A 23,115-nucleotide genomic window follows, 5' to 3' on the forward strand; every position below is an offset into this window, starting at 1 on the left:
AAGAATCGTGGACAACCTGATTGCGCTGCTGATCGCGGCGCCCCTGCTCGGAGCGGCCGTCCTGCTGGTCGGCGGTCGCCGGCTCGACGCCGTCGGCCACTGGATCGGCACGCTGCTCGCGGCCGTCTCCTTCGTGATCGGCGTGGTCCTCTTCAGCGACCTGCTGAGCAGGAGCGCCGAAGACCGCACGCTGACACAGCACCTGTACAGCTGGATCCCGGTCGAGGGATTCCAGGCGGACGTCGCCTTCCGCCTCGACCAGTTGTCGATGACGTTCGTGCTGCTGATCACGGGCGTCGGCTCGCTGATCCACCTGTACTCGATCGGGTACATGGAGCACGACGAGCGGCGGCGCCGCTTCTTCGGCTACCTGAACCTGTTCCTCGCGGCGATGCTGCTGCTCGTCCTCGCCGACAACTACCTGCTGCTGTACGTCGGCTGGGAGGGCGTCGGTCTCGCGTCCTACCTGCTCATCGGCTTCTGGCAGCACAAGCCCAGCGCCGCGACCGCCGCGAAGAAGGCGTTCCTGGTCAACCGGGTCGGCGACATGGGTCTGTCCATCGCCATCATGCTGATGTTCACCACCTTCGGGACGTTCGCCTTCGGCCCGCTGCTCGGTTCGGAGGGCGAGCCCGGCATCGCCGGCGACGCGTCGGAGGGCAGGCTCACGGCCATCGCCCTGATGCTCCTGCTCGCCGCCTGCGGCAAGTCCGCCCAGGTGCCGCTGCAGTCCTGGCTCGGGGACGCGATGGAGGGCCCGACCCCCGTCTCGGCCCTCATCCACGCCGCCACCATGGTGACCGCGGGCGTCTACCTGATCGTCCGGTCGGCCGCCGTCTTCAACGGCGCGCCCGACGCGCAGCTCGTCGTCACCGTCGTCGGCGCCGTCACGCTCCTGTTCGGTGCGATCGTCGGTTGCGCGAAGGACGACATCAAGAAGGCGCTGGCCGGTTCGACCATGTCCCAGATCGGCTACATGGTGCTGGCCGCGGGCCTCGGTCCCATCGGCTACGTGTTCGCGATCATGCACCTGGTGACGCACGGCTTCTTCAAGGCCGGGCTGTTCCTCGGCGCCGGCTCGGTCATGCACGGCATGAACGACGAGGTCGACATGCGCAAGTACGGCGGTCTGCGCACGTACATGCCGGTCACCTTCGTCACCTTCGGTCTCGGTTACCTGGCGATCATCGGCTTCCCGGGGCTGTCCGGGTTCTTCTCCAAGGACAAGATCATCGAGGCGGCGTTCGCCAAGGGCGGCGCCGAGGGCTGGATCCTCGGCGGGTGCGCCCTGCTCGGCGCGGCCATCACCGCGTACTACATGACGCGCGTGATGCTGATGACGTTCTTCGGGGAGAAGCGCTGGCAGCCTGACGCGGACGGCCACGAGCCGCACCCGCACGAGTCCCCGAGGTCCATGACGATCCCCATGATCGTGCTGGCGTTCGGATCGGTGTTCGCCGGCGGGTTCTTCAGCATCGGCGACCGCTTCCTGCACTGGCTGGAGCCCGTCACGGGCCACTCCCACGGCGACTCGCCGGTCAGCGCCCTCACCGTCACCCTCGCCACGATGGTGGTGCTGGTGATCGGCGTGGCCATCGCCTACGCCCAGTACGGCCGCCGCCCCGTCCCGGTCGTCGCCCCGCGCGGATCGCTGCTCACCCGGGCCGCCCGACGGGACCTGTTCCAGGACGACTTCAACCACGTCGTGCTGGTCCGCGGCGGCGAGCACCTCACGCGCTCCCTGGTCTACGTCGATCACACCCTGGTCGACGGAGTCGTCAACGGCACGGCGGCCTCGGTCGGCGGCCTCTCCGGGCGACTGCGCCGACTGCAGAACGGCTTCGCGCGGTCGTACGCGGTCTCGATGTTCGGCGGTGCGGTGGTCCTCATCGCCGCCACCCTGCTGATGAGGGCGGTCTGATACCGATGTCCTTTCCTCTGCTGACAGCGACGGCGGCGCTCCCGGCGATCGGGGCGGTGGCCACGGCCGCCGTGCCGGCCGCCCGGCGCAACGCCGCCAAAGCGCTGGCGTTGCTGTTCTCCGTCGCCACACTCGTCCTCGCGATCGTCGTCCTGGTCCGCTTCGACCCGGACGGCGCCCGCTACCAGCTGACCGAATCCCACTCGTGGATCGCCGACTTCGGCGTCCGGTACGAACTCGGCGTGGACGGCATCGGGGTCGCCCTCGTGGCGTTGACCGCGCTGCTGATCCCGTTCATCATCCTCGCGGGCTGGCACGACGCCGACCCGCTGGAGACCGGCAGCAAGCGCTGGCGGCCCACGCAGGGCTTCTTCGCCCTGATCCTGGCCGTCGAGGCGATGGTGATCATCTCCTTCGAGGCCACCGACGTCTTCCTCTTCTACATCTTCTTCGAAGCCATGCTCATCCCGATGTACTTCCTCATCGGCGGCTTCGGGGACCGTGCCCACGCGCACGGCGAGGAGACGGCGGCCACCCAACGGTCGTACGCGGCGGTCAAGTTCCTCCTGTACAACCTGGTCGGCGGTCTGATCATGCTGGCCGCGGTGATCGGCCTCTACGTGGTCGCCGGGAACTTCTCGCTCACGGAGATCGCCGCGGCCCGCGCCAACGGCACACTCGACATGGCGACGAACACCGAACGCTGGCTGTTCCTCGGCTTCTTCTTCGCCTTCGCGGTGAAGGCCCCGCTGTGGCCGCTGCACACCTGGCTGCCCAACGCCATGGGCGAGGCCACCGCCCCCGTCGCGGTGCTGATCACGGCGGTGGTCGACAAGGTGGGCACCTTCGCGATGCTCCGGTTCTGCCTCCAGCTCTTCCCGGAGGCCAGCAAGTGGGCGACGCCCGCGATCCTCGTCCTGGCGCTGATCAGCATCATCTACGGGGCGCTGCTCGCCGTCGGCCAGCGGGACATCAAGCGCCTGGTGGCGTACGCGTCGATCTCGCACTTCGGGTTCATCATCCTGGGCATCTTCGCGATGACCAGCCAGGGTCAGTCCGGCGCCACGCTCTACATGGTCAACCACGGCATCTCGACGGCCGCCCTGATGCTGGTCGCCGGATTCCTGATCTCGCGGCGCGGTTCGCGGCTCATCGCCGACTACGGCGGTGTGCAGAAGGTCGCCCCGGTGCTGGCCGGCACGTTCCTGATCGGCGGTCTGGCGACGCTGTCGCTGCCGGGGCTCGCGCCCTTCGTGAGCGAGTTCCTCGTGCTGGTGGGCACGTTCGCGCGCTACCCGGCCGTCGGCATCATCGCCACCTTCGGCATCGTCCTCGCCGCCCTCTACACGCTGGTCCTCTACCAGCGGACGATGACAGGGCCGGTCAAGCCCGAGGTCTCCGCGATGCCGGACCTGCGCGCGCGTGAGCTCGCCGTCGTCGCCCCGCTGATCGTGTTGCTGATCTTCCTGGGCGTCTATCCCAAGCCCGTCACGGACATCGTGAACCCGGCGGTCAAGCAGACCTTGTCCGACGTGCACAAGAAGGACCCCCGGCCCGAGGTGGAGGCGGCCAAGTGAGCGCATCAGCCGTCCACAGCCTGTGGACAACGGCGGCAGCCGCGACCGAACCGATCTCGAAGATCGACACGCCGAAGATCGAGTACGGGCAACTGTCGCCCACCTTGATCGTCGTGGGCGCGGCGATCATCGGGGTGCTGGTCGAGGCGTTCGTGCCGCGCAAGCACCGCTACTACGCACAGCTGTTCGTGTCCGTCGTGGCGCTGGTCGCCGCGTTCGCCGCCGTCATCGCGCTGGCGGCGGGCGGCTACGGCACCACGAAGGCGCGCATCGCGGCCATGGGCGCGATCGCCGTCGACGGACCCGCCCTCTTCCTGCAGGGCACGATCCTGCTGGCCGCGCTGGTCGGCGCGTTCACCTTCGCCGAACGGCGCCTCGACCCCGCGGCGCACGGCAACCGGGTCGACTCCTTCGCCGCCCAGGCGGCCTCCGTACCCGGCAGCGACAGCGAGAAGGCCGCCGTCAAGGCCGGCTTCACGACCACCGAGGTCTTCCCGCTGCTGCTGTTCGCGGTCGCCGGCATGCTCGTCTTCCCGTCGGCCAACGACCTGCTGACGCTCTTCATCGCCCTGGAAGTCTTCTCGTTGCCGCTGTACCTCCTGTGCGCCGTGGCCCGCCGCAAGCGGCTCATGTCGCAGGAGGCCGCGGTCAAGTACTTCCTCCTCGGGGCGTTCGCCTCCGCCTTCACCCTCTTCGGCATCGCCCTCCTGTACGGGTACGCGGGATCGGTGTCGTACGCGACGATCGCGCAGGTCGTCGACGGGACGGTGCAGAACGTGAACCCGGCGCTCGCCGACACCATGGGCAACGACGCGCTGCTGCTCATCGGCGTCGCGATGATCGTCATGGGTCTGCTGTTCAAGGTCGGCGCGGTGCCCTTCCACATGTGGACGCCCGACGTCTACCAGGGCGCGCCCACCCCCGTCACCGGCTTCATGGCCGCAGCGACCAAGGTGGCCGCGTTCGGCGCGCTGCTCCGCCTGCTCTACGTCGTCCTGCCCGGCCTGCGCTGGGACTGGCGGCCGGTGATGTGGGGCGTCGCGATCGTCACCATGCTGGGCGGCGCCATCGTGGCGATCACACAGACCGACATCAAGCGGCTGCTGGCGTACTCCTCGATCGCGCACGCCGGCTTCATCCTCGCCGGCGTCATCGCGACCACGCCCGACGGCGTCTCGTCCGTCCTCTTCTACCTGGCCGCGTACTCGTTCGTGACGATCGGCGCGTTCGCCGTGGTCACGCTGGTGCGCGACGCCGGCGGTGAGGCGACGCACCTGTCCAAGTGGGCCGGGCTCGGCCGACGGTCCCCGCTGGTGGCGGCCGTGTTCGCGGTGTTCCTGCTGGCCTTCGCGGGCATCCCGCTGACCTCCGGCTTCGCCGGTAAGTTCGCCGTGTTCAAGGCGGCGGCGGAGGGCGGCGCGGCGCCGCTGGTCGTGGTCGGCGTGATCTCGTCCGCGATCGCCGCCTTCTTCTACATCCGGGTGATCGTGCTGATGTTCTTCAGCGAGCCGCGTCCCGAGGGCCCGACCGTCGCCGTCCCCTCACCGCTGACGATGACGGCCATCGGCGTGGGCGTGGCGGTCACGCTCGTGCTCGGTGTGGCGCCGCAGTACTTCCTGGACCTGGCGAACCAGGCAGGAGTGTTCGTGCGCTGAACCGGCGAGGCCGCGCCGGTGTGCGCCCGCCGACACGATGGGCCCGGTCTCCCCAGGGGAGCCGGGCCCATCGTCGTCGCCCGGGTGAGCGAGCCGGCCCGAGAACCGGCGGCGTCACGCCGGGTCACCGGATCGGGTCTGTGGATAACTCCGGCGGTGTCGGTGCGGACCCCTATCGTGGAGGCAGTGGTCGAAGGGCGACGTACGGGGGACCAGACGATGGGCGCGACGGGCGGGATCAGCGAGATGACAGGGACCACCGGGACACCGGAGCGGACCGACAGCGAGGCATTGGCCACGCTGCACCGGATCTTCGGATACGAGGCCTTCCGCGGCGCGCAGGAAGAGGTCATCGAGCACGTGGTGGCCGGCGGGGACGCGGTGGTCCTCATGCCGACCGGCGGCGGCAAGTCGCTCTGCTACCAGATCCCCGCCCTGGTCAGACCCGGCACGGGAATCGTCGTCTCCCCGCTGATCGCGCTGATGCAGGACCAGGTGGACGCGCTGCGGGCGCTCGGCGTGCGCGCCGGGTTCGTCAACTCCACCCAGGACTTCGACGAGCGGCGCGTGGTCGAGGCCGAGTTCCTGGCCGGCGAGCTGGACCTGCTGTACCTCGCGCCGGAGCGGCTGCGCCTGGAGTCGACCCAGGAGCTGCTCTCGCGCGGCAAGATCGCGGTGTTCGCGATCGACGAGGCGCACTGCGTGTCCCAGTGGGGCCACGACTTCCGCCCCGACTACCTCACCCTCGCCGTGCTCGGCGAGCGCTGGCCCGACGTCCCGCGGGTCGCCCTCACGGCCACGGCGACACGCGCCACCCACGACGAGATCACCCAGCGGCTCAACATGCCGTCGGCCCGGCACTTCGTGGCGAGCTTCGACCGGCCCAACATCCAGTACCGGATCGTGCCGAAGTCCGACCCCAAGAAGCAGTTGCTGAACTTCCTGCGGGAGGAACACGCGGGCGACGCGGGCATCGTGTACTGCCTCTCGCGCAACTCCGTGGAGAAGACGGCCGAGTTCCTCTCCCGCAACGGCATCGAGGCGGTCCCCTATCACGCCGGTCTGGACGCGGGGACGCGCGCGGCCCACCAGTCCCGGTTCCTGCGCGAGGACGGCCTGGTGGTCTGCGCGACCATCGCCTTCGGCATGGGCATCGACAAGCCGGACGTGCGGTTCGTCGCCCACCTCGACCTGCCGAAGTCGATCGAGGGCTACTACCAGGAGACCGGGCGCGGCGGCCGCGACGGGCTGCCGTCCACGGCATGGATGGCGTACGGCCTCAACGACGTCATCCAGCAGCGCAAGCTCATCCAGTCCGGTGAGGGCGACGAGGCCTTCCGGCGGCGGGCCGGCGCCCATCTGGACTCGATGCTGGCACTGTGCGAGACCGCCCAGTGCCGCCGTGGACAGCTCCTCGCCTACTTCGGCCAGGAGCCGGACGCGGCGGGCTGCGGCAACTGCGACACCTGCCTCACCCCGCCGCAGACGTGGGACGGCACGGTCGCGGCCCAGAAGGTCCTGTCCACGGTGGTGCGTTTGCAGCGCGAGCGCGGCCAGAAGTTCGGCGCCGTGCAGATCGTGGACATCCTGATGGGCAAGCGCACAGCCAAGGTGATCCAGTTCGACCACGACCAGCTGTCGGTGTTCGGCATCGGCGAGGATCTCACCGAGGGCGAGTGGCGAGGGGTCGTCCGTCAGCTGCTGGCGCAGGGGCTGCTGGCGGTCGAGGGCGAGTACGGCACCCTCGTGCTGACCGAGGCCAGCGGGGCGGTGCTGCGTCGCGAGCGGGACGTACCGCTGCGCAAGGAGCCGAAGAAGCCGGCCACGTCGTCCAAGGCGTCGGGCGGGTCCTCGTCCGGCCGCAAGGGGGCCAAGGCGGCCGCGGCCGAGCTGCCCGAGGAGCTGCAGCCCGCGTTCGAGGCGTTGCGCGCCTGGCGCGCGGAACAGGCCCGTGAGCAGGGCGTTCCGGCGTATGTCATCTTCCACGACGCCACGCTTCGGGAGATCGCCACGGTGTGGCCGACATCGGTGCGGGAGCTCGGCGGGATCAGCGGGGTCGGCGAGAAGAAGCTGGTGACGTACGGAGAGGGCGTGGTCGCGGTCCTGGCCTCATTGGGCGGGCCCCCGGTCGGCAGCGCGGCCGCCGGCAGCGCCGAGGGCCCGGCTGCCGACGTCGGGGCTGGTGGGCGCGGCGCCGCGGCCGCTGCACCCACCGACCCGAACGCGGGCGCCGCGGATCTCTGGCCCGACGTGGACGAAGAGCCCGCGCCCGAGGACTGGATATAGGCAACCGAGGCCGAAGCAGGAGGCCAGCCGGACCAATCGGAGCCGGACGAATCGGAGCCGGACGAGCCTGAGCCGGAGGCGTCGCCTGTGCCGCGTTGGTCCTCGGCGTGCCCGGCCCGCGGTCACCGCCGCGGGCATGTTCCTCAGAGGGCGCGGCCCGCGTAGGCCCTGACGTCGGCGTCCGAGTCGGTCGTCGCCGTGGCGAGGGCGGCGCGGGCGGCCTCGGAGGCGCGCAGGCGGGTCAGGGCCAGGACGGCGGCCTTGCGGACGTCCGCGTTCGGATCCGCCAGGGCCTTGGCGAGGACGGGCACGGCCGTGTCCGGGTGGGTCACCGACAGCGCGGTGGCGGCGCCGGCGCGGACCTGCCAGGCCGGGTCCGCCAGGGCCTGCACGGCTCGGGCGACGAGCGGCGCCGGGCAGCCGGTCGTGCCCAGCGCCCCATAGGCGGCGGCACGGACCAGGGCGTCGGGGTCGTCGACCAGCCGGACGAGCGCCGCATGCACGGCGTCCGGCGCGAGATCCACGCCCGTGCCGGCACCCGTATCCGCGCCGGCGCCGTGGCCGACGCCGGGTCCCGTCGGCGTGTCGTCGCTGAGGCGTCCGGCAGCCACGGTGGCGAGGGACTTGGCGATCGTGACGCGGACCTCGCGGGAGGGGTCGGCGGTCGCCGCGCGGGCCAGTTCGTCGGCGGCGTCGACGGAGACCAGGGCACGGACGGCCTCGATCCGGACGGCGATGTCCGCGTCGGTGAGGGCGTCGGCGAACAGGGCCGCGTCCCCGAGACGCAGGGCGCGCAGCACGTCCAGCGCCGCCGCACGGACGACGGGGTCGGACTCGGCCAGCGCGGCGGCGAGGCCGTCCCGAAGGGCGGGCTCCGCGGGCAGGGTCTCGACGAGCTCTCGGAGGGAGGCCGCGGCCGCGGAGCGTACCGCGGCGGCGGGGTCGCGCAGCGCCTCGGCCAGCGCGGGCCCGGTGCCCGAAGGGAGGGTCTCGGTGAGGACGGCGACGGCCTCGCGCCGGACGGCGGGCGCGGCGTCGGACAAGTAGGGCAGCAGGGCGTCGAGTTCGGGCTCCTCCTCGGCGAGGGCGACGAGTTCGAGCAGACGGGATGACGACCGGAGGGAGGAGGCGTGGTCGAGGGCGGGCTCGGGCCCGGCGGGCGCGGGGGCGTCCGTCCGCGCGGCGAAGGCGTCGACCCCAGCGGCGACCGGGGCCACGTCCCGTGAACCGGCCGTCGCCACGTTCTCGGCATGGACCTCGCCGATGTGCCGCGACGGGCCGCCGACGGGGGTGAACTCCTCGATCGGCACGAGATACGGAGCCACGGGCCGGGCCGTGAACTCCATGGCGCCGGAAGGGGACTTGTGCAGATCCAGGTGGTGGAACCAGGAGGAGTCGTCACGATGAGGATGGTCGAGACGGTCGTGGTAGAGGCCCCAGCGGGACTCCGTGCGGGCCAGCGAGGCGCGCGCGGCCATCTCCGCGCAGTCGCGGATGAAGGTGACCTCGGCGCAGCGCATCAGCTCGTGGGCGGTACGGGCGCCCATCTCGGCGATGTCGTCGCGCATCCGCTCGAAGGACTCCAGGGCGAGCGACAGTCGCGCGCCCGACTTCGGCGGGGCGACGTAGTCGTTCACGAAACGGCGCAGCTTGTACTCGACCTGGGGCTGCGGCGGGCCCTGCGGGTTGCGCAGCGGGCGGTAGATCAACTCGTGCGCCTGGCGCAGCTGATCGGCGGGCAGCTCGCCGTCGTACGCCCGGTACTGGGCGGCGTCCGAGCCGGCCAGGTCGCCGAAGACGAATGCGCCGATCATGTAGTTGTGCGGGACGCAGGCGAGGTCGCCCGCCGCGTACAGCCGGGGCACGGTGGTGCGGGCGTGCTCGTCCACCCGGACGCCCGACGCGGAATGGCCGCCGCACAGGCCGATCTCCGAGATGTGCATCTCGATGTCGTGGGTGCGGTAGTCGTGGCCGCGGCCGGAGTGGAAGGTGCCGCGGGAAGGGCGCTCGGTGGAGTGCAGGATCGACTCCAGGGAGGTGATCGACTCCTCGGGCAGGTGGCTGAGCTTCAGGTAGACGGGGCCGCGGTCGCTGGCGACCTCCGCCGCGAACTCGGCCATCATCTGCCCCGACCAGTAGTCGGAGTCGACGAACCGCTCGCCGTGCCTGTTGACCTGGTAGCCGCCGAAGGGGTTCGCGACGTAGGCGCAGGCAGGGCCGTTGTAGTCCTTGATGAGCGGGTTGATCTGGAAGCACTCGATGCCGGTCAGCTCGGCGCCCGCGTGATAGGCCATCGCGTAGCCGTCGCCCGCGTTGGTGGGGTTCTCGTAGGTGCCGTACAGGTAGCCGGAGGCGGGCAGGCCGAGGCGGCCGCACGCGCCGGTGGCGAGGATGACGCCGCCCGCGCGGACGGTGACGAACTGCCCCGTGCGGGTGTTGAAGCCGACCGCGCCGATGGCCCGCCCGTCGTCGGGTGCCGTCAGCACGCGTACCGGCATCACCCGGTTCTCGATGCGGATCCGCTCCCGCATCTCGCGTCGCCGCAGCTGCCGGTACAGGACCTTCTTGACGTCCTTGCCCTCCGGCATGGGCAGTACGTAGGAGCCGGAGCGGTGGACCTGGCGGACCGCGTAGTCGCCGTGCTCGTCCTTCTCGAACTTCACGCCGTACGACTCCAGGCGCTGCACCATGGCGAAGCCGCGGGTGGCGGTCTGCCGGACGGTGGACTGGTCGACGATGCCGTCGTTGGCGCGGGTGATCTCGGCGACGTAGTCGTCCGGCTCGGCGCGGCCGGGGATGACGGCGTTGTTCACGCCGTCCATGCCCATGGCGAGCGCGCCCGAGTGGCGGACGTGGGCCTTCTCCAGGAGCAGCACGTCCGCGCCGCGCTCGGCGGCGGTCAGGGCGGCCATGGTGCCTGCGGTGCCGCCGCCGATGACGAGGACGTCGCAGGTCAGTTCTTCGGCGTCGGTGAGCGCGGGGATCTGCAGGGGGGTGTCCACCGGGGTGCCTTTCAGGTGCTCAGGGAGGTCAGGACGTCGCGCCGCAGGGCCGCGCGCGCGGGGTCGTCGTGGGCGGTGCGGTCGCGGGGGCGGGGCACGTCCCGTACGGCGACGAGGCGGCCCGCGCCGAGCAGGGCCACGCGGTCGCCGAGGAACAGGGCCTCGTCCACGTCGTGCGTGACGAAGACGACGGTCGCCCCGGTCCCGTGCAGCACCTCCACGAGCAGGTCCTGCATGCCGGCGCGGGTCTGGGCGTCGAGGGCGCCGAACGGCTCGTCCATGAGGACGGCGCGCGGGCCCGTGGCGAGGGCGCGGGCCAGCTGCGCCCGCTGGCGCTGTCCTCCGGAGACGCGGTGCGGCAACTGCCGTGCGCGGTCGGCGAGTCCGACCCGCTCGAGCCATCCGGCGGCCTTCTTCCTGCGTTCCGCGCGCCGAAGGCCCTGGATGGCGAGGGGCAGTTCGACGTTGGCCTGCAGGGTGCGCCAGGGCAGCAGGGCGTCCTCCTGGAAGACCAGCGCTCGGTCCGCCGCGGGTCCGCCGATCGGCAGGCCGTCCTGCTCCACGGCGCCGCCCAGCACCGGCAGCAGCCCGGCGAACGTGCGCAGCAGAGTCGACTTGCCGCAGCCCGAAGGGCCGACGACGGTGAGGATCTCGCCCGGGGGGACGTCCAGGTCGACGTCGGCCAGGGCGGCGGCGTCCGGGCGGCCCAGAGCGGCCGCCCGGAGGGTGAGCCGGGTGCCCCGTGCGGGTGGGCCCGTCGCCGTGCCGTCCGCCTGCGTCCCGCTCGTCCGCCCGCCGCCCGTCGCCGTGCCGGCGGCTTCGGCGGAGACGGCGGGTTCCGCGGCGGAGGAGGTGGGGGCGGAGGTGCGCGTGGCGTCGGCGGCCGTCCCGGTCGCGGGGCCGGTGGTCTGGCGGGTGTCAGACGAGGTGCTCATGGCGCGTCCCCTCGGGCTCGGGTCCGGTGCGGACGGCGTCGTGGGCGGCGCCGCCCGAAGAGTCGGAGAGGGACGCGGCGGAGGCGGACGAGGCCGGCGCCGGCGCCGGTGCGGGCGTCCCGGGGCGCCGTGGACGCGGCCGGCCCGCGGGGACGTACGACGTGCGCGGCAGCCAGCGCGTCAGTCGGCGACCGAGGAGTTCCACGGCCGTGGAGGTGGCCCAGCCGAGCACGCCGATCGTGACCATGCCGACGAAGACGCCGGGGTAGTCCACGACCGTGTAGTCCTGCCAGGTCCGGTATCCGACGCCGTACTGACCGGAGATCATCTCGGCGGAGATCACACAGATCCACGACACGCCGATGCCGACCGAGAGCCCGCCGAAGATGCCGGGCAGCGCGCCCGGAAGGACGACCGAGCCGAGGATCCGCCACCTGCCGCCGCCCATGGTGCGCACCGCTTCCTCCCAGCCGGGGCTCAGCGCGCGGACCGCGTGCCGGGTGGAGACCATGACGGGGAAGAAGGCGGCGGTGAAGGTGATGAAGACGATGCCCTGTTCGTTGGAGGGGAAGAGGAGGATCGAGACGGGCACGAGGGCGATCGCGGGGATCGGCCGCACCACCTCGAGGACCGGTCCGAGCAGGTCCTCGGCCAGCCGCGAGCGCGCCACGAGCACGCCCGTGGCCACGCCCACGACGGCGGCCAGCAGGAAGCCGCTGAGGATGCGGGTGAGGCTGTCGGTGAGATCGGTCCAGTAGTCGTCGCCGGCCATGCGGTCTGCGAAGGCCCGGGCCACGTCGGCGACGGTCGGGAACTGCGAGAACCGCAGCCACAGGTCGACGTTCAGGCTGGTCAGCAGTTGCCAGACGCCGAGGGCGCCGGCCACCGAGGCGACTCGCAGCGCATACCGGGTCATGACGCCCGCCCCAGGGCGTCGGCATAGGTGACGACGCGGGCGCCGCCGTGTCCGGCGACATACGCCTGCGCGGTGGCCGGGGTGACGAAGGGCAGGAGGGTCGTGCCGTCGGCCACCCAGACCGCCTTGTCGGCGAACCACAGGGTGCCGGTGGTGGCGTCGGGCACGTAGGCGGCGCGGATCTCGTCCTTGTGCCCGGCGACGTACGTCAGCAGCTCGGCGGGCGTCTTGAAGGCGAGGGTCTTCGTGGCGTCGCCCTTGGGCCAGATCTCGCTCGCGGCGGGCGGGGGAGCGGCGGCGAGTTGCCGGGCGTAGGACGAGCCGAGCGCCTTCTTGACGTACCCGTCGTCGACGAAGGAGTCCACGTCGACGTCGCCGGTCAGCTTCGCCCCCTTGAGGATCGACACGTCCTCCTTGAGGGCGGAGATCAGCTGCGGCTTGACGGCCGGGTCGAACGTGGAGATGCCGTGGGCGCCGTTGTAGAGGTAGACGACCTCGGCAGGCAGCTTGGTGGCCTTGGCGACGCTCTCTGCGGCGGCCACGGGGTGGTCGTTCAGATAGGCGGTGGCCTCGGACTGCGCCTTGAGGAACGCCTCCAGCACCCCGGGGCGCTCCTTGGCGAACCTCTCGCGGACGGTGACGCCGTGGAACGTGGCCAGGTTCAGCTGGGCGCCGTCGTAGAGGGCCTTGGCCTTGCCCTGGTAGGCGAGCAGGCCGGGCCAGGCGACGAACTGAGAGAGGGCGTCGGCGCTGCCCGCGGAGAGCGCCGAAGCGCCCACGGCAGGCTGCTGGTTGAGCTTCTCGATGCCCTTGTCCGGGTCGATGCCGGCCCGCTGGAGCGCGCGCACGAGGGTGCCGTCCGCGGCGGAGCCCACACTGGTGGAGACCTTCTTGCCCTTCAGGTCCTGGAGCGAGGCGAGCTGGGAGTCGGGCGCGGTGACGATGGTGTTGAGGCCGCCGCGGAGGTTGTATCCGGTGATCGACACCAGGTGGGTGGGCTGGTTCAGCTGCTTGCCGCGGGCCGCGTTGATGAGGAGCGGGAAGTCGCCCATCGAGCCGATGTCGATCTTCCCGGCGGTCATCTGCGCGGTGATGGGAGCGCCGGTGGCGTAGTCCTGCCAGTCCACCTTGTAGGTCTTGCCGTCGCCGAGCGCGTTCAGTTCCTTCTCGAAGTAGCCGAGGGAACGCAGGAGGGTGCCCGCGGTGACCGTGTTGATGGTCTTGGACTGGTAACCGACGGTGACGGTGACCGTGGAGCCGCTGCCGGCCTCGGCGCTGCCGCACCCGGCGAGCGGGAACAGCAGGAGGGCGGCGGTCGCGGCGGCTGCTTTGGTTCTCATCGGGGATGCGGGCCTTTCACCGGAGCAGGTAGGGCATGTTGACCGTGACGGCTCCGGTGGGACAGCGGGCCGCGCAGGGGCCGCAGTACCAGCACTCGTCGACGTGCATGTAGGCCTTGCCGTTGCTCTCGTCGATGGCGAGGGAGTCCAACGGGCACATGTCCACACAGAGGGTGCAGCCGTCGATGCACTTCGACTCGTCGATGGTCACGGGCACGTCGGCCCGCTGGGGCGCCAGGGTCATGGCTGTCTCCGAAAAAGTCCCGAGAAATTCTGAGAAATCCCGCGCGGCAGCGAACCGATGGGGCCTTGCCGAACGATGAAGGGGTGAGAGCGGGGAAGCGGGGCGGAAAGGCTGGAGGAGGGCGGCGGGAGATGGAAGGTCACAGCGAGCGGTGCAGTCGGCCGCTCATCGAGATGCGGTCGCCGCGGAAGCGGATGAACTCGAGGTCCACCGGGCGTCCGTCGGCGAGATGCGTGAGGCGTTCGAGCATCAGGACGGCCGCCCCGCGCGGAGCCTCCAGCACGGCGGCGGAATGGGCGTCCGCGTTCACCGCCTCCAGGGTGATCTCGGCGTGGCCGAGGCGCTGCCCGGTGAGAGCCTCGAGGAGACGGAAGACGTCGGTGTTCTCCAGATCGGCGCCCAGCAGATCGACGCCGATGTCGATCGGCACGTAGGTGAGATCGAGGGAGAGGGGCACGCCGCCCAGGCGGCGCAGACGTTCGATGTAGAGGACGTCGGAGCCGGACGGCACGCGGAGGCGGTCGGCCACCGGCGCGGGTGCGGCTACGGGACCCATCGTGCGGACCTCGTTCGTGACGTGGCCGTGTTCGTGCAGGGTCTCCGCGAGCCCCATCAGACGGTCCAGTCCATGGGGGTACTTCTGCGCCACCACGATCGTGCCGACGCCGGGCAGGCGTTCCACCAGGCCTTCGGCCCGCAGGAGGTCGAGGGCCTCGCGGACGGTGTTGCGGGAGGCGCGGTAATCGGCGGCGAGGGTCGCCTCGTGGGGGAGCGTGCCGGCCGGGAAATCGCCGCCGAGCAGTTGGCGACGGAGAAGATCGGCCAGCTGACGGGCCTGGTCCGCGCGCAGCCGACGCCGCGCACGGTGGGCGGCGACGGTGGTCGCGCCCTGGCCGGCGTGGTCTCGGATGCGGTCGGTGGCTGGCATGTTTTGAACCATACCGACCCACTAGGAAAAGCAGTGTTGCCGGAATGTTGCGCCATCTGCGGCACCGTCAGACACGACGTTGACCTGGGGAAACAGCCGTTCGTCGAGGCAGATCCGCCAGTTCTGGGGGAGATCCGCCGGATCAGGACAGCGCCGTCAGCCCCGGGGCGAAGGTGATCAGCAGCGGCAGCAGCGGCACCAGCGTGGCGACGGTCGTCGTCAGCGCCCGGTGTCGGCGCAGCAGGCGTGGCGGCGGCTCGAGGAGGCGGTCGACGCGCTCGCCCAGCAGGCGGTGACTGGACGCGCAGGACAGGACGCCGCGGTGTTGGTTCAGCTCGATCAGGGCCAGCGCCGTGGTCAGGTGCCCGCAGCGGCGTGACGCCGTGTCGTCGGCGGCGAGTTCGACCAGGCGGTGCGTCTGGTCGCAGAAATGGGAGAAGAGCGGAATGCGGGGGAAACCGGTGGCGAGGGCCGTGGACAGGTGCAGCAGCCAGTCGTGGTGGGCGCGGGCATGGCCACGCTCATGGGTGAGGACGGCGTCCAGCTGGTGGGAGGTGAGGCGGTGCAGGGCCCCGGTGGTCACGATCAACTGGGGAGGGTTGCCGGGCATCCACCAGGCGTCGGGGTATTCGTCCTCCAGCACGAGCAGCGGGCCCCGGGCGGGCGGCAGTCCCGCGGGCAGGTCGGGGGCGCGTTCGCGCAGGTGGGCCCGCGCCCGGTCACGGCGTCGGCGCGCCTCGACGAGTTCACGGGCCAGCATGGCGGTGGTCCACGCGGCCCCGCAGGCCAGCAGCAGGGTCAGGGCCGTCGCCCACAGCGGGGCGGCGGAGAGGTCGTACGCCTCGGTGACCGACGCCGGGGCAGGTGCGAAGACCCGCGAGCGGACGGTGTGGAAGACGGCTGCGGCGCCCAGCACCAGGGCCGTCAGGCAGCACAGCAGGACGGTGGCGACCAGGCACTGCCACACCCACAGTCCCACCACCGGCTCCCGCTCGGGCCAGGCGGCGCGGGTCAGTGCACGGGGGGCCGGCACCGCGGCGGTCAGGCCGACGATGCTCAGCAGGAGCAGGCAGACGGTCATGCCGGGGGCTCCGGATCCTGGTCGGGAAGGCGGCGCGCGCCACACGGGCGCGACGTGTGTGCCGTCGTCGCGCACACCTGCGGCCTGCCACGGGCGGCGGGCCCGGTACAAGGACCGCGCCCGCCGCCAGTATGACGGCGGTTCCCCCGGGAGTCAGCCCAAGTCGACGCCCGGATTCGGCGCGGGCCGACCTGGCCGGGCGCGGACCCGGATGTCGGCCGGCGCACCGCCCGTCCTCCCGTCGCCGGACACGGCACTGCCCGGCATGCAATCCCCCGTCGCGGCGCTGCCTGTCGTCGCACCGCTTGGCGTGCAAGCGCCTGTCGTGGCGCTGCCTGTCCTCGCACGGCTCGGCGTCCCATCGCCCGCCGTGCCGCGGCCTGTCGTGCCATCGCCCCCTGTCGCGCTGCCCGTCATCGAGCCCGGGGCCGGGAGTGTGAGCGGGGTCTCAACCGGCGACCACCCGGCCGCTCACCTCGCCCAGACCCACCCGCACTCCGTCGGGGCCGGGAGCCCACGCCGAGAGGGTCACCACATCGCCGTCCTCCAGGAACGCCCTTTTGCCGTCGGGGAGTTCCAGCGGGTCACGGCCGTTCCAGGTCAGCTCCAGGAGGGAGCCGAGCTGGTCCGGGTTCGGTCCGCTCACGGTGCCCGAGCCGTACAGGTCGCCGGTGCGCAGGGACGCCCCGTTCACCGTGAGGTGGGCCAGTTGCTGGGCGGCCGTCCAGTACATGGCGGAGAAGGGCGGCTCGGAGACGACGTGACCGTTGACCGCGACGGAGATGCGCAGGTCGTAGCCGGCGGGTTCGGCGTCGGAGTCGTCCAGGTAGGGAAGGAGGGGGTGGGTCCGCTCCGGGGGAGTCGTCCGGGCCTCGTCCAGAGCTTCCAGCGGGGTGATCCACGCCGACACCGACGTGGCGAACGACTTGCCGAGGAAGGGGCCGAGGGGCACGTACTCCCAGGCCTGGATGTCACGGGCGGACCAGTCGTTGAGCAGACACAGCCCGAAGACGTGCTCGCGGTAGTCGGACAGCGCGACCGGGGCGCCCTGCTTCGACGGCACGCCGACCACGAAGCCGACCTCGGCCTCGATGTCGAGCCGCACGGACGGGCCGAAGACGGGGGCGGGGTCGGAGGGCGCCTTGCGCTGGCCCGAGGGGCGCACCACGTCCGTTCCGGAGACGACGACCGTGCCGGCGCGGCCGTGGTAACCGATCGGCAGGTGCTTCCAGTTGGCGAGGAGGGTGTCGCCGGCGTCCGGGCGGAAGATCGCGCCGGCGTTTCGCGCGTGATGTTCGGAGGAGTAGAAGTCGACGTAGTCGGCGACCTCGAAGGGGAGGTGCAGGGACACCGCGGACAGGGGATGCAGCAGCGGTTCGACGGTGGGCCGGTGAGCGGGGTCGGTGACCCACTCCGTGAGCGCATGCCGCACCTGCGACCAGACGACGCGGCCCGCCGCGAGCAGCGGGTTCAGCGTCGGCGCCGACAGCAGCTCCGCGTGGGGCGAGCCGAGCGCCCGGGCTGCCGCGCCCGCGTCCAGCACCTGCTCGCCGAGCCGGACGCCGACGGTCCGTCCGGTGGAGCCCGAGAGGGAGAACACGCCGTACGGGAGGTTGTGCGGGCCGAAGGGATCGCCCTCGGGAAGGTCGAAGGGGGGCATCGGGTACTGCCTCTCTTTCCTGCACTCTCTGGTGCTCGCCATGTCGTGCTCACCGGACACCGGGCGGATGTCGCGCGGGTGCGGCGAGCCGGGCCACACGTTACGGCTGACCTGGCGAAAGCGACATGGGGGACGGGCCGGCGAGGCGTTTCGGCGCGCAACACCGTCCGTCCGGCCGCCTGCCCCCGGGCGGTTCGGGATCCGGCACGCGATCTCCGACCGGTGCGCGGGACGTTGACCGTCCACCACCCGGCGATGCGTCAGAAAGCCGCTTCATTGGACCAGTCCCGGGACGGCACGAGGCCAGTCCCGCAAGGAGAGTTGGCAGAACAGGGCAGGACCTGGCCGTGGTTCGCTTCGCGTCGAACCCGGGGGGTACGGGATCCGTATTCTCTGATCATGGCCGCACCCACCGCATATGCCGCGCGCACCGCGTACTCCCTGATCGCCACCGACCTGGACGGAACGCTGCTCCGCGGCGACGACACCTTCTCCGACCGGTCGCTCGACGCACTCGCGCGGGTGGCCGCCGCCGGCGCACGCCACCTGGTGGTGACGGGACGGCCCGCGCCCCGGGTGCGGCCGCTGCTCGAGCGCCTGCACAGCAGGGGGCTCGCGGTGTGCGGACAGGGCGCGCAGCTGTACGACGCCGGCGCGGACCGGCTGCTGTGGTCGGTGACCTTGGACCGGGAGCTGGCGGAGACCGCGCTCGGCAAGATCGAAGCGGAGGTCGGGCAGCTGTACGCGGCGGTCGACCAGGACGGGGTCGACGGGCTGACGCTCATCGAACCGGGCTACCGGATGCCCCACCCGACGCTGCCGGCGCTGCGCGTGGGCTGTCGCGACGACCTGTGGTGCGAGCCGATCAGCAAGGTGCTGTTGCGCCATCCCGCCCTGTCCGACGACGAGTTGGCGGCGACGGCCCGCTCGGTGGTGGGCTCTCTCGCCACGGTCACCATGTCGGGTCCCGGCACGGTCGAGCTCCAGCCCTGTGGGATCACCAAGGCGACGGGGCTGGCGCTGGCCGCGGAACATCTCGGGCTGCGACCCGAGGACACCGTGGCCTTCGGGGACATGCCCAACGACATCCCGATGTTCGACTGGGCGGCGCACGGCGTCGCCATGGCCAACGCCCACCCCGAACTCAAGGCGGTGGCCGACGAGGTGACGACGTCGAACGAGGACGACGGCGTGGCCGTCGTCCTCGAAAGACTGTTTCCGTGAGTCCGCCCCGGCCCGGACGGCGCGGCGGAGCCCCCGTCGGCCGACCGACCCGCAGCCGACCCGACGTCGACCGGCAGCCGTTCGCCGACTGACCCCCTGCCGACCCCCTACCGACCCGCTACCGACCGGCAGCCGTTCGGCTGTCGGTCGGCGGCGGGGGCGTCGGTCCCGGTCGGGTCCCGCTGTCGGTCGGGCCGGATCGTCAGTAGGCGCCGAAGACGTTGTCGATCGAGCCGTAGCGGGCGGCCGCGTAGTTGCAGGCGGCGGTGATGTTCGCCACCGGGTCGTAGGAGTCCCAGGAGGTGCCCTCGACGTGGTAGGCGCGGAAGGTCGGGTCGATGACCTGCAGCAGGCCCTTGGACGGGATGCCCGCGGCGGCGTTGGAGTCCCAGAGGTTGATGGCGTAGGGGTTGCCCGAGGACTCGCGGATGACGTTGCGGTAGATGCCGTTGTACGACCCCGGGATGCCGTGCTGCGACATGACCTGCAGGGAGGCGCGGATCCAGCCGTCGAGGTTGTCGGAGTAGCCGAGGCTGGTCGCGGTGGCGACGGTCGGCGTGGTGGCCGCGGAGGCGGTGGTCGCGCCGATGAGCGGGAGCGCCAGCACGGCGACTCCGGTGCCGGCGACGGCGAGCTTGCGGACGAGGCGGGACGTGCGGGTGGAACGCTGAGCGGCAGCGGACATGACGAGTTTTCCTCTCCGTCGCCTGCGAGGTGAGCTGTCGGGTTCGGGCGGGAGCTGCCCGGTCGCGTCCTGACGGTCGCGACTTCACCCCAAGCCGTAACGGATTGCCTGAAAAGCTCTGGATGTCCAGAACGTCAGGGCAATGCGCTGCGGCGACCTACCTGGTTCCCCCGCTCCTGCCATGCGTTTCTCGGTGGGTGTTACGGGCGGCGGCAGGATTAGGCGTCCGCCCGACAGGCCGGGAACGTATGCGAGAGCACATGTCCGGAACAAGTGCCGGATTCACAGATGACCCCTATTGACCTTGGTCTGTGCCGTATGGGGTACTTGATCCTTTGTGGGTGCAAACCGTCAACTCACTTGGCGGGTGCGGCGGATCGAGCGGTGGCGGACGTCGGTCGCCGCGTGGACGTCAGTGAGCCATGTCACGCGAGATCGCAAGACTCGTAAATCGGGCATTAGCCTCAACTGGCTTGTTATGGCACAGGGGAGAGGAGGGGCGGTCTCCGTCGCGCCGTCGGTCGCGCCGGCTGTGGCGCTCTCGGCCGCGTGGGGCGCCCCTGGCCGCGGTCGATGTCGCGCCGGATGGCTGCGTCGGGCGGCTGTGCCGGGCGGCCGCGTCCCGCGGATGCGTCGCGCCGGGGTCACTCTCTGTAGACGCGACGGCGAGACCGTGCCGCCACGGCGGACCCGGCCGTGCGCCGGCCTCGGAGGGAACATGATTCGGTACTTCGCGGCAACCCGATGAATATCTCTTCGTATGGGCTGATCAGAAACATCATGGATGTGATCGGATACGGTCTGGCCCGATGCGCGCACCTCGCGGGCGAGTGCATTCGCCCCCGGGGGACGTGGGGGCTATCGGTGATCGAAACGTGACCGGATACGCTGACTCGAGTGATGGCAGCGACCTATCGACAAACCGCGTAATCGCCAGTAGACACCAGCAGACAGGAGACCCCTCGTGACCGTCGTCGGGCCGTTCGGGCTGAGCGTGCGGGACCAGGCTCTGGAAGCCGATGTCCAGGCCGGATTGGCGGCTGTCGAGGAAGGCTTGCTCGAGGCCACCAAGAGTGAGGTTCCGTTCATCACGGAGGCCGCCCAGCACCTGGTGCGGGCGGGCGGGAAGCGGTTCCGCCCGCTGCTCGTGATGCTCGCGGCGCAGTTCGGGGACAGGCACGCGCCGGGCATCGTGCCGTCGGCCGTGGTGGTGGAGCTGACGCACCTGGCCACGCTGTACCACGACGACGTGATGGACGAGGCCGCCGTACGGCGCGGGGTTCCCAGCGCGAACGCCCGCTGGGGCAACTCGGTGGCCGTCCTCACCGGTGACTTCCTCTTCGCGCGCGCCTCGCACATCCTGGCCGATCTCGGTCCGGAGGCGGTGCGGGTGCAGGCGGAGGCGTTCGAGCGGCTGGTCACCGGCCAGATCCTGGAGACGGCGGGGCCCACGGACGGACGGGACCCGGTCGACCACTACCTCGACGTGCTCGGTGGCAAGACGGGTTCGCTGGTCGCGGTGGCCTGCCGGTTCGGCGCCATGATGTCGGGCGCCGACGACACGGTCGTCGACGTGCTGACGCAGTACGGCGAGCGGCTCGGCGTCGCCTTCCAGCTGGCGGACGACGTGTTGGACATCGCGTCCGACTCGCACGAGTCCGGCAAGACTCCCGGCACCGATCTCCGCGAGGGCGTGCCCACCCTGCCCGTGCTGCGACTGCGGGAGCGGGCCGCGCGTCTGTCCCTGCCCGAGGACATCGCACTGTGCGAGCTGCTGGACTCCGACCTGAGCGACGACGCCCGGCTCGCCGAGGCCATCGAGGCGCTCCGGGCCCACCCGGCGCTGGAGCAGGCCCGCCGGGACACCGTGCGGTACGCGAACGACGCGCGGGCCGCACTGGCGCCGCTGCGCGAGTGCGACGCGAAGGCGGCGCTGATGGAACTCTGTGACGCGGTGGTCCACCGCGCCGGCTGAACCCTCCCCGCGCGTCCCGCCCCCTGATCGCCGAACCGCCGAGGTCCGGCTGCCGACCCACCGAGCCGTCCCACTGCCGAGCACCCCTGCCGCTGCCGCTGCCGCTGCCGCTGCCGCTGTCTCTGCCTCCGACTTCGGCTCCGGAGGGTTGTCGATCCGTGGCTACCCCTACGGGTCCGCGGTCGTCCTGACGCTCCCGTGTCATACCGCAGGTGTATGCGGAGTTGAGCCCTCGGGTTGACGCTTCCCAGGAGTCGATTTGGTCAGATGGGAACCACGGAAAACACCACTCCTCACCGATTCGGGTGAGAATGGCGGCTCGGGGTGGGACGTTCAGCGTGATGACCAGCCGCCGCCGACGACGGAGGTAAGGGACACATGGCACCGAAGGCATCCGACGACACCATGACCGGCGGGGACGCCACCGGCGGGGAGGCCGACGACCTGCGCGTCGGACGGCGCAAGGCCGTGCGGTACGTCGTTCCGGTCACCGTGATCGGTGTCGCGGCCGCGACGATCGGGCTGGTCCCGGCGCTCGCCGACTCCGGCGACCCCGACCTGCCGAAGATCACCGCACAGCAGCTCCTCGACAAGATCGCCGCTTCGGACGTGCAGCAGCTGTCCGGCACGGTGAAGATCACCACGGACCTGGGGCTGCCCGACCTCGGCGGTCTGGAGAGCGGCCTCCTCTCGGGGGCGACCAAGGGCGACGACGGCTCGGCCGCCGATCCGTCCGCGAAGCTCACCGAACTCGCCTCCGGCACGCACACGTTGCGCGTCGCCGCCGACGGCCCGGACCGGCAGAAGCTCTCACTGCTGGAGAACGCCGCCGAATACAGCGTCATCCACAACGGCAAGAACGTGTGGGGGTACGACAGCGGGTCCAACGAGGTCTACCACTCCACCGTCGAGGAGGGCGCGGGGAAGAAGGCGGAGTCCCCGGTTCCCGCGACGCCCAAGGACCTCACCGAGGACGCCCTGAAGGCGGTCGACGACACGACGTCGGTCACCGTCGACGGCACGGTGCAGGTCGCCGGCCGCGACGCCTACAAGCTGCTCGTGAAGCCGAAGCAGTCCGGGTCCACGGTGGGCGCGATCAGCGTCGCGGTGGACGCGAAGACGGGCCTGCCGCTGAAGTTCACGCTGACCCCGGCGAGCGGCGGCGCCGCCGTCGTCGATGCAGGCTTCACCCAGGTCACCTTCGCCAAGCCCGCCGCCTCCACCTTCGACTTCACCGCTCCCAAGGGGGCGAAGGTCACCGAAGGCGACGAGGGAGGCAAGCGCGGCAAGGACGGCAAGGACGGCAAGGACGGCAAGGCTGACGAGGGAGGCATGCCGGTCCCCGGGCGCGGCGGCTCCGACGACTTCGCGGAGGCCTTCGGCGGTCCGGGCGGTCCCGGGGGCCTGGACGTCATCGGCGAGGGCTGGACCTCGGTCGCCGTCTTCGGCGCCGGCGGTGAGGGCGCGCCCTCGGGCGCCGAGGCCGGCGGCGACCTCGGCGGGTTCCTCGGCTCCTTCGGCGACAAGGTGAGCGGCAAGTTCGGCTCAGGGACCGTCTTCTCCACCCGTCTGATCAACGCCCTGATGACGGACGACGGCAAGGTCTACGTCGGTGCGGTCACCAAGGACGCCCTGGTGAAGGCCGCCGACGCGGGCAAGTGAGCGGCGCAGACGCAGCGGTGCGGG

Annotated in this window: 16 protein-coding genes and 1 riboswitch; of the genes, 7 read left to right on the plus strand and 9 right to left on the minus strand. The window is 71.3% G+C overall.

The genetic code is table 11. The features are described 5' to 3' along the window. Nucleotides 1–7: 7 nt before the first annotated feature. From nuoL to recQ, 4 genes are all read left to right on the plus strand, one after another. Entirely contained in the window at nucleotides 8–1,921 is a 1,914-nt protein-coding gene (nuoL, locus tag ABT300_RS00100; protein WP_351669733.1) for an NADH-quinone oxidoreductase subunit L, read from the plus strand. Nucleotides 1,922–1,926: 5 nt separating this feature from the next. Then, complete coding sequence (locus ABT300_RS00105; protein WP_351669736.1) at nucleotides 1,927–3,498, plus strand: NADH-quinone oxidoreductase subunit M; 1,572 nt, start codon at nucleotides 1,927–1,929, stop codon at nucleotides 3,496–3,498. Beyond that, on the plus strand, nucleotides 3,495–5,153 hold the full coding sequence (gene nuoN, locus ABT300_RS00110) for an NADH-quinone oxidoreductase subunit NuoN (protein ID WP_351669739.1): 1,659 nt from the start codon (nucleotides 3,495–3,497) through the stop codon (nucleotides 5,151–5,153). The genes ABT300_RS00105 and nuoN overlap by 4 nt, the downstream gene beginning before the upstream one ends. 219 nt (nucleotides 5,154–5,372) lie before the next feature. Further along, entirely contained in the window at nucleotides 5,373–7,439 is a 2,067-nt protein-coding gene (recQ, locus tag ABT300_RS00115) for a DNA helicase RecQ (RefSeq protein WP_351670232.1), read from the plus strand. 143 nt (nucleotides 7,440–7,582) lie between these two features. Here recQ and ABT300_RS00120 read toward each other — a convergent pair whose 3' ends face one another. The 8 genes from ABT300_RS00120 to fahA all read right to left on the minus strand — a co-directional run bounded on the left by ABT300_RS00120 (nucleotide 7,583) and on the right by fahA (nucleotide 17,545). Continuing rightward, nucleotides 7,583–10,441 (minus strand): fumarate reductase/succinate dehydrogenase flavoprotein subunit, encoded by a 2,859-nt coding sequence (locus ABT300_RS00120; protein WP_351669742.1) that lies wholly within the window; start codon nucleotides 10,439–10,441, stop codon nucleotides 7,583–7,585. An 11-nt stretch (nucleotides 10,442–10,452) separates the two neighbouring features. Further along, on the minus strand, nucleotides 10,453–11,376 hold the full coding sequence (locus ABT300_RS00125) for an ABC transporter ATP-binding protein (protein WP_351669745.1): 924 nt from the start codon (nucleotides 11,374–11,376) through the stop codon (nucleotides 10,453–10,455). Beyond that, on the minus strand, nucleotides 11,360–12,292 hold the full coding sequence (locus tag ABT300_RS00130) for an ABC transporter permease (protein ID WP_351669748.1): 933 nt from the start codon (nucleotides 12,290–12,292) through the stop codon (nucleotides 11,360–11,362). The genes ABT300_RS00125 and ABT300_RS00130 overlap by 17 nt, the downstream gene beginning before the upstream one ends. After that, a complete protein-coding gene (locus ABT300_RS00135; RefSeq protein WP_351669751.1) occupies nucleotides 12,289–13,632 on the minus strand; it encodes an ABC transporter substrate-binding protein in 1,344 nt (447 codons plus the stop codon). Before ABT300_RS00135 ends, ABT300_RS00130 begins: the two co-directional genes overlap by 4 nt. A gap of 16 nt (nucleotides 13,633–13,648) precedes the next feature. Then, the gene (locus tag ABT300_RS00140; RefSeq protein WP_020130156.1) at nucleotides 13,649–13,876 is read right to left on the minus strand and encodes a 4Fe-4S dicluster domain-containing protein; all 228 of its coding nucleotides are present in this window, start codon (nucleotides 13,874–13,876) and stop codon (nucleotides 13,649–13,651) included. 139 nt (nucleotides 13,877–14,015) lie between these two features. Continuing rightward, the gene (locus ABT300_RS00145) at nucleotides 14,016–14,804 is read right to left on the minus strand and encodes a GntR family transcriptional regulator (RefSeq protein WP_351669754.1); all 789 of its coding nucleotides are present in this window, start codon (nucleotides 14,802–14,804) and stop codon (nucleotides 14,016–14,018) included. Between the two features lie 142 nt (nucleotides 14,805–14,946). Then, nucleotides 14,947–15,885 carry a M56 family metallopeptidase gene (locus ABT300_RS00150; RefSeq protein WP_351669757.1) on the minus strand — a complete coding sequence of 313 codons (939 nt, stop codon included), beginning with the start codon at nucleotides 15,883–15,885 and terminating at the stop codon, nucleotides 14,947–14,949. 448 nt (nucleotides 15,886–16,333) lie between these two features. Then, on the minus strand, nucleotides 16,334–17,545 hold the full coding sequence (gene fahA / locus ABT300_RS00155) for a fumarylacetoacetase (protein WP_351670235.1): 1,212 nt from the start codon (nucleotides 17,543–17,545) through the stop codon (nucleotides 16,334–16,336). Nucleotides 17,546–17,944: 399 nt separating this feature from the next. Between fahA and ABT300_RS00160 the strand changes: the two genes are divergently transcribed. Continuing rightward, entirely contained in the window at nucleotides 17,945–18,769 is an 825-nt protein-coding gene (locus ABT300_RS00160) for an HAD family hydrolase (protein ID WP_351669760.1), read from the plus strand. Between the two features lie 202 nt (nucleotides 18,770–18,971). Here ABT300_RS00160 and ABT300_RS00165 read toward each other — a convergent pair whose 3' ends face one another. Beyond that, nucleotides 18,972–19,454: a transglycosylase SLT domain-containing protein gene (locus ABT300_RS00165; protein ID WP_351669763.1), complete on the minus strand. Its 483-nt coding sequence runs from the start codon at nucleotides 19,452–19,454 to the stop codon at nucleotides 18,972–18,974. 4 nt (nucleotides 19,455–19,458) lie between these two features. Next, nucleotides 19,459–19,660: riboswitch (cyclic di-AMP (ydaO/yuaA leader) on the minus strand. A 758-nt stretch (nucleotides 19,661–20,418) separates the two neighbouring features. Here ABT300_RS00165 and ABT300_RS00170 point away from each other — a divergent pair. After that, nucleotides 20,419–21,429: a polyprenyl synthetase family protein gene (locus ABT300_RS00170; protein ID WP_351669766.1), complete on the plus strand. Its 1,011-nt coding sequence runs from the start codon at nucleotides 20,419–20,421 to the stop codon at nucleotides 21,427–21,429. A 378-nt stretch (nucleotides 21,430–21,807) separates the two neighbouring features. Then, on the plus strand, nucleotides 21,808–23,091 hold the full coding sequence (locus ABT300_RS00175) for a LolA family protein (RefSeq protein ID WP_351669769.1): 1,284 nt from the start codon (nucleotides 21,808–21,810) through the stop codon (nucleotides 23,089–23,091). The last annotated feature ends 24 nt before the right edge of the window (nucleotides 23,092–23,115 follow it).

Origin of the sequence: Streptomyces sp. NPDC001027 (genome assembly GCF_040299045.1) — a bacterium.
Lineage (GTDB): Bacteria > Actinomycetota > Actinomycetes > Streptomycetales > Streptomycetaceae > Streptomyces.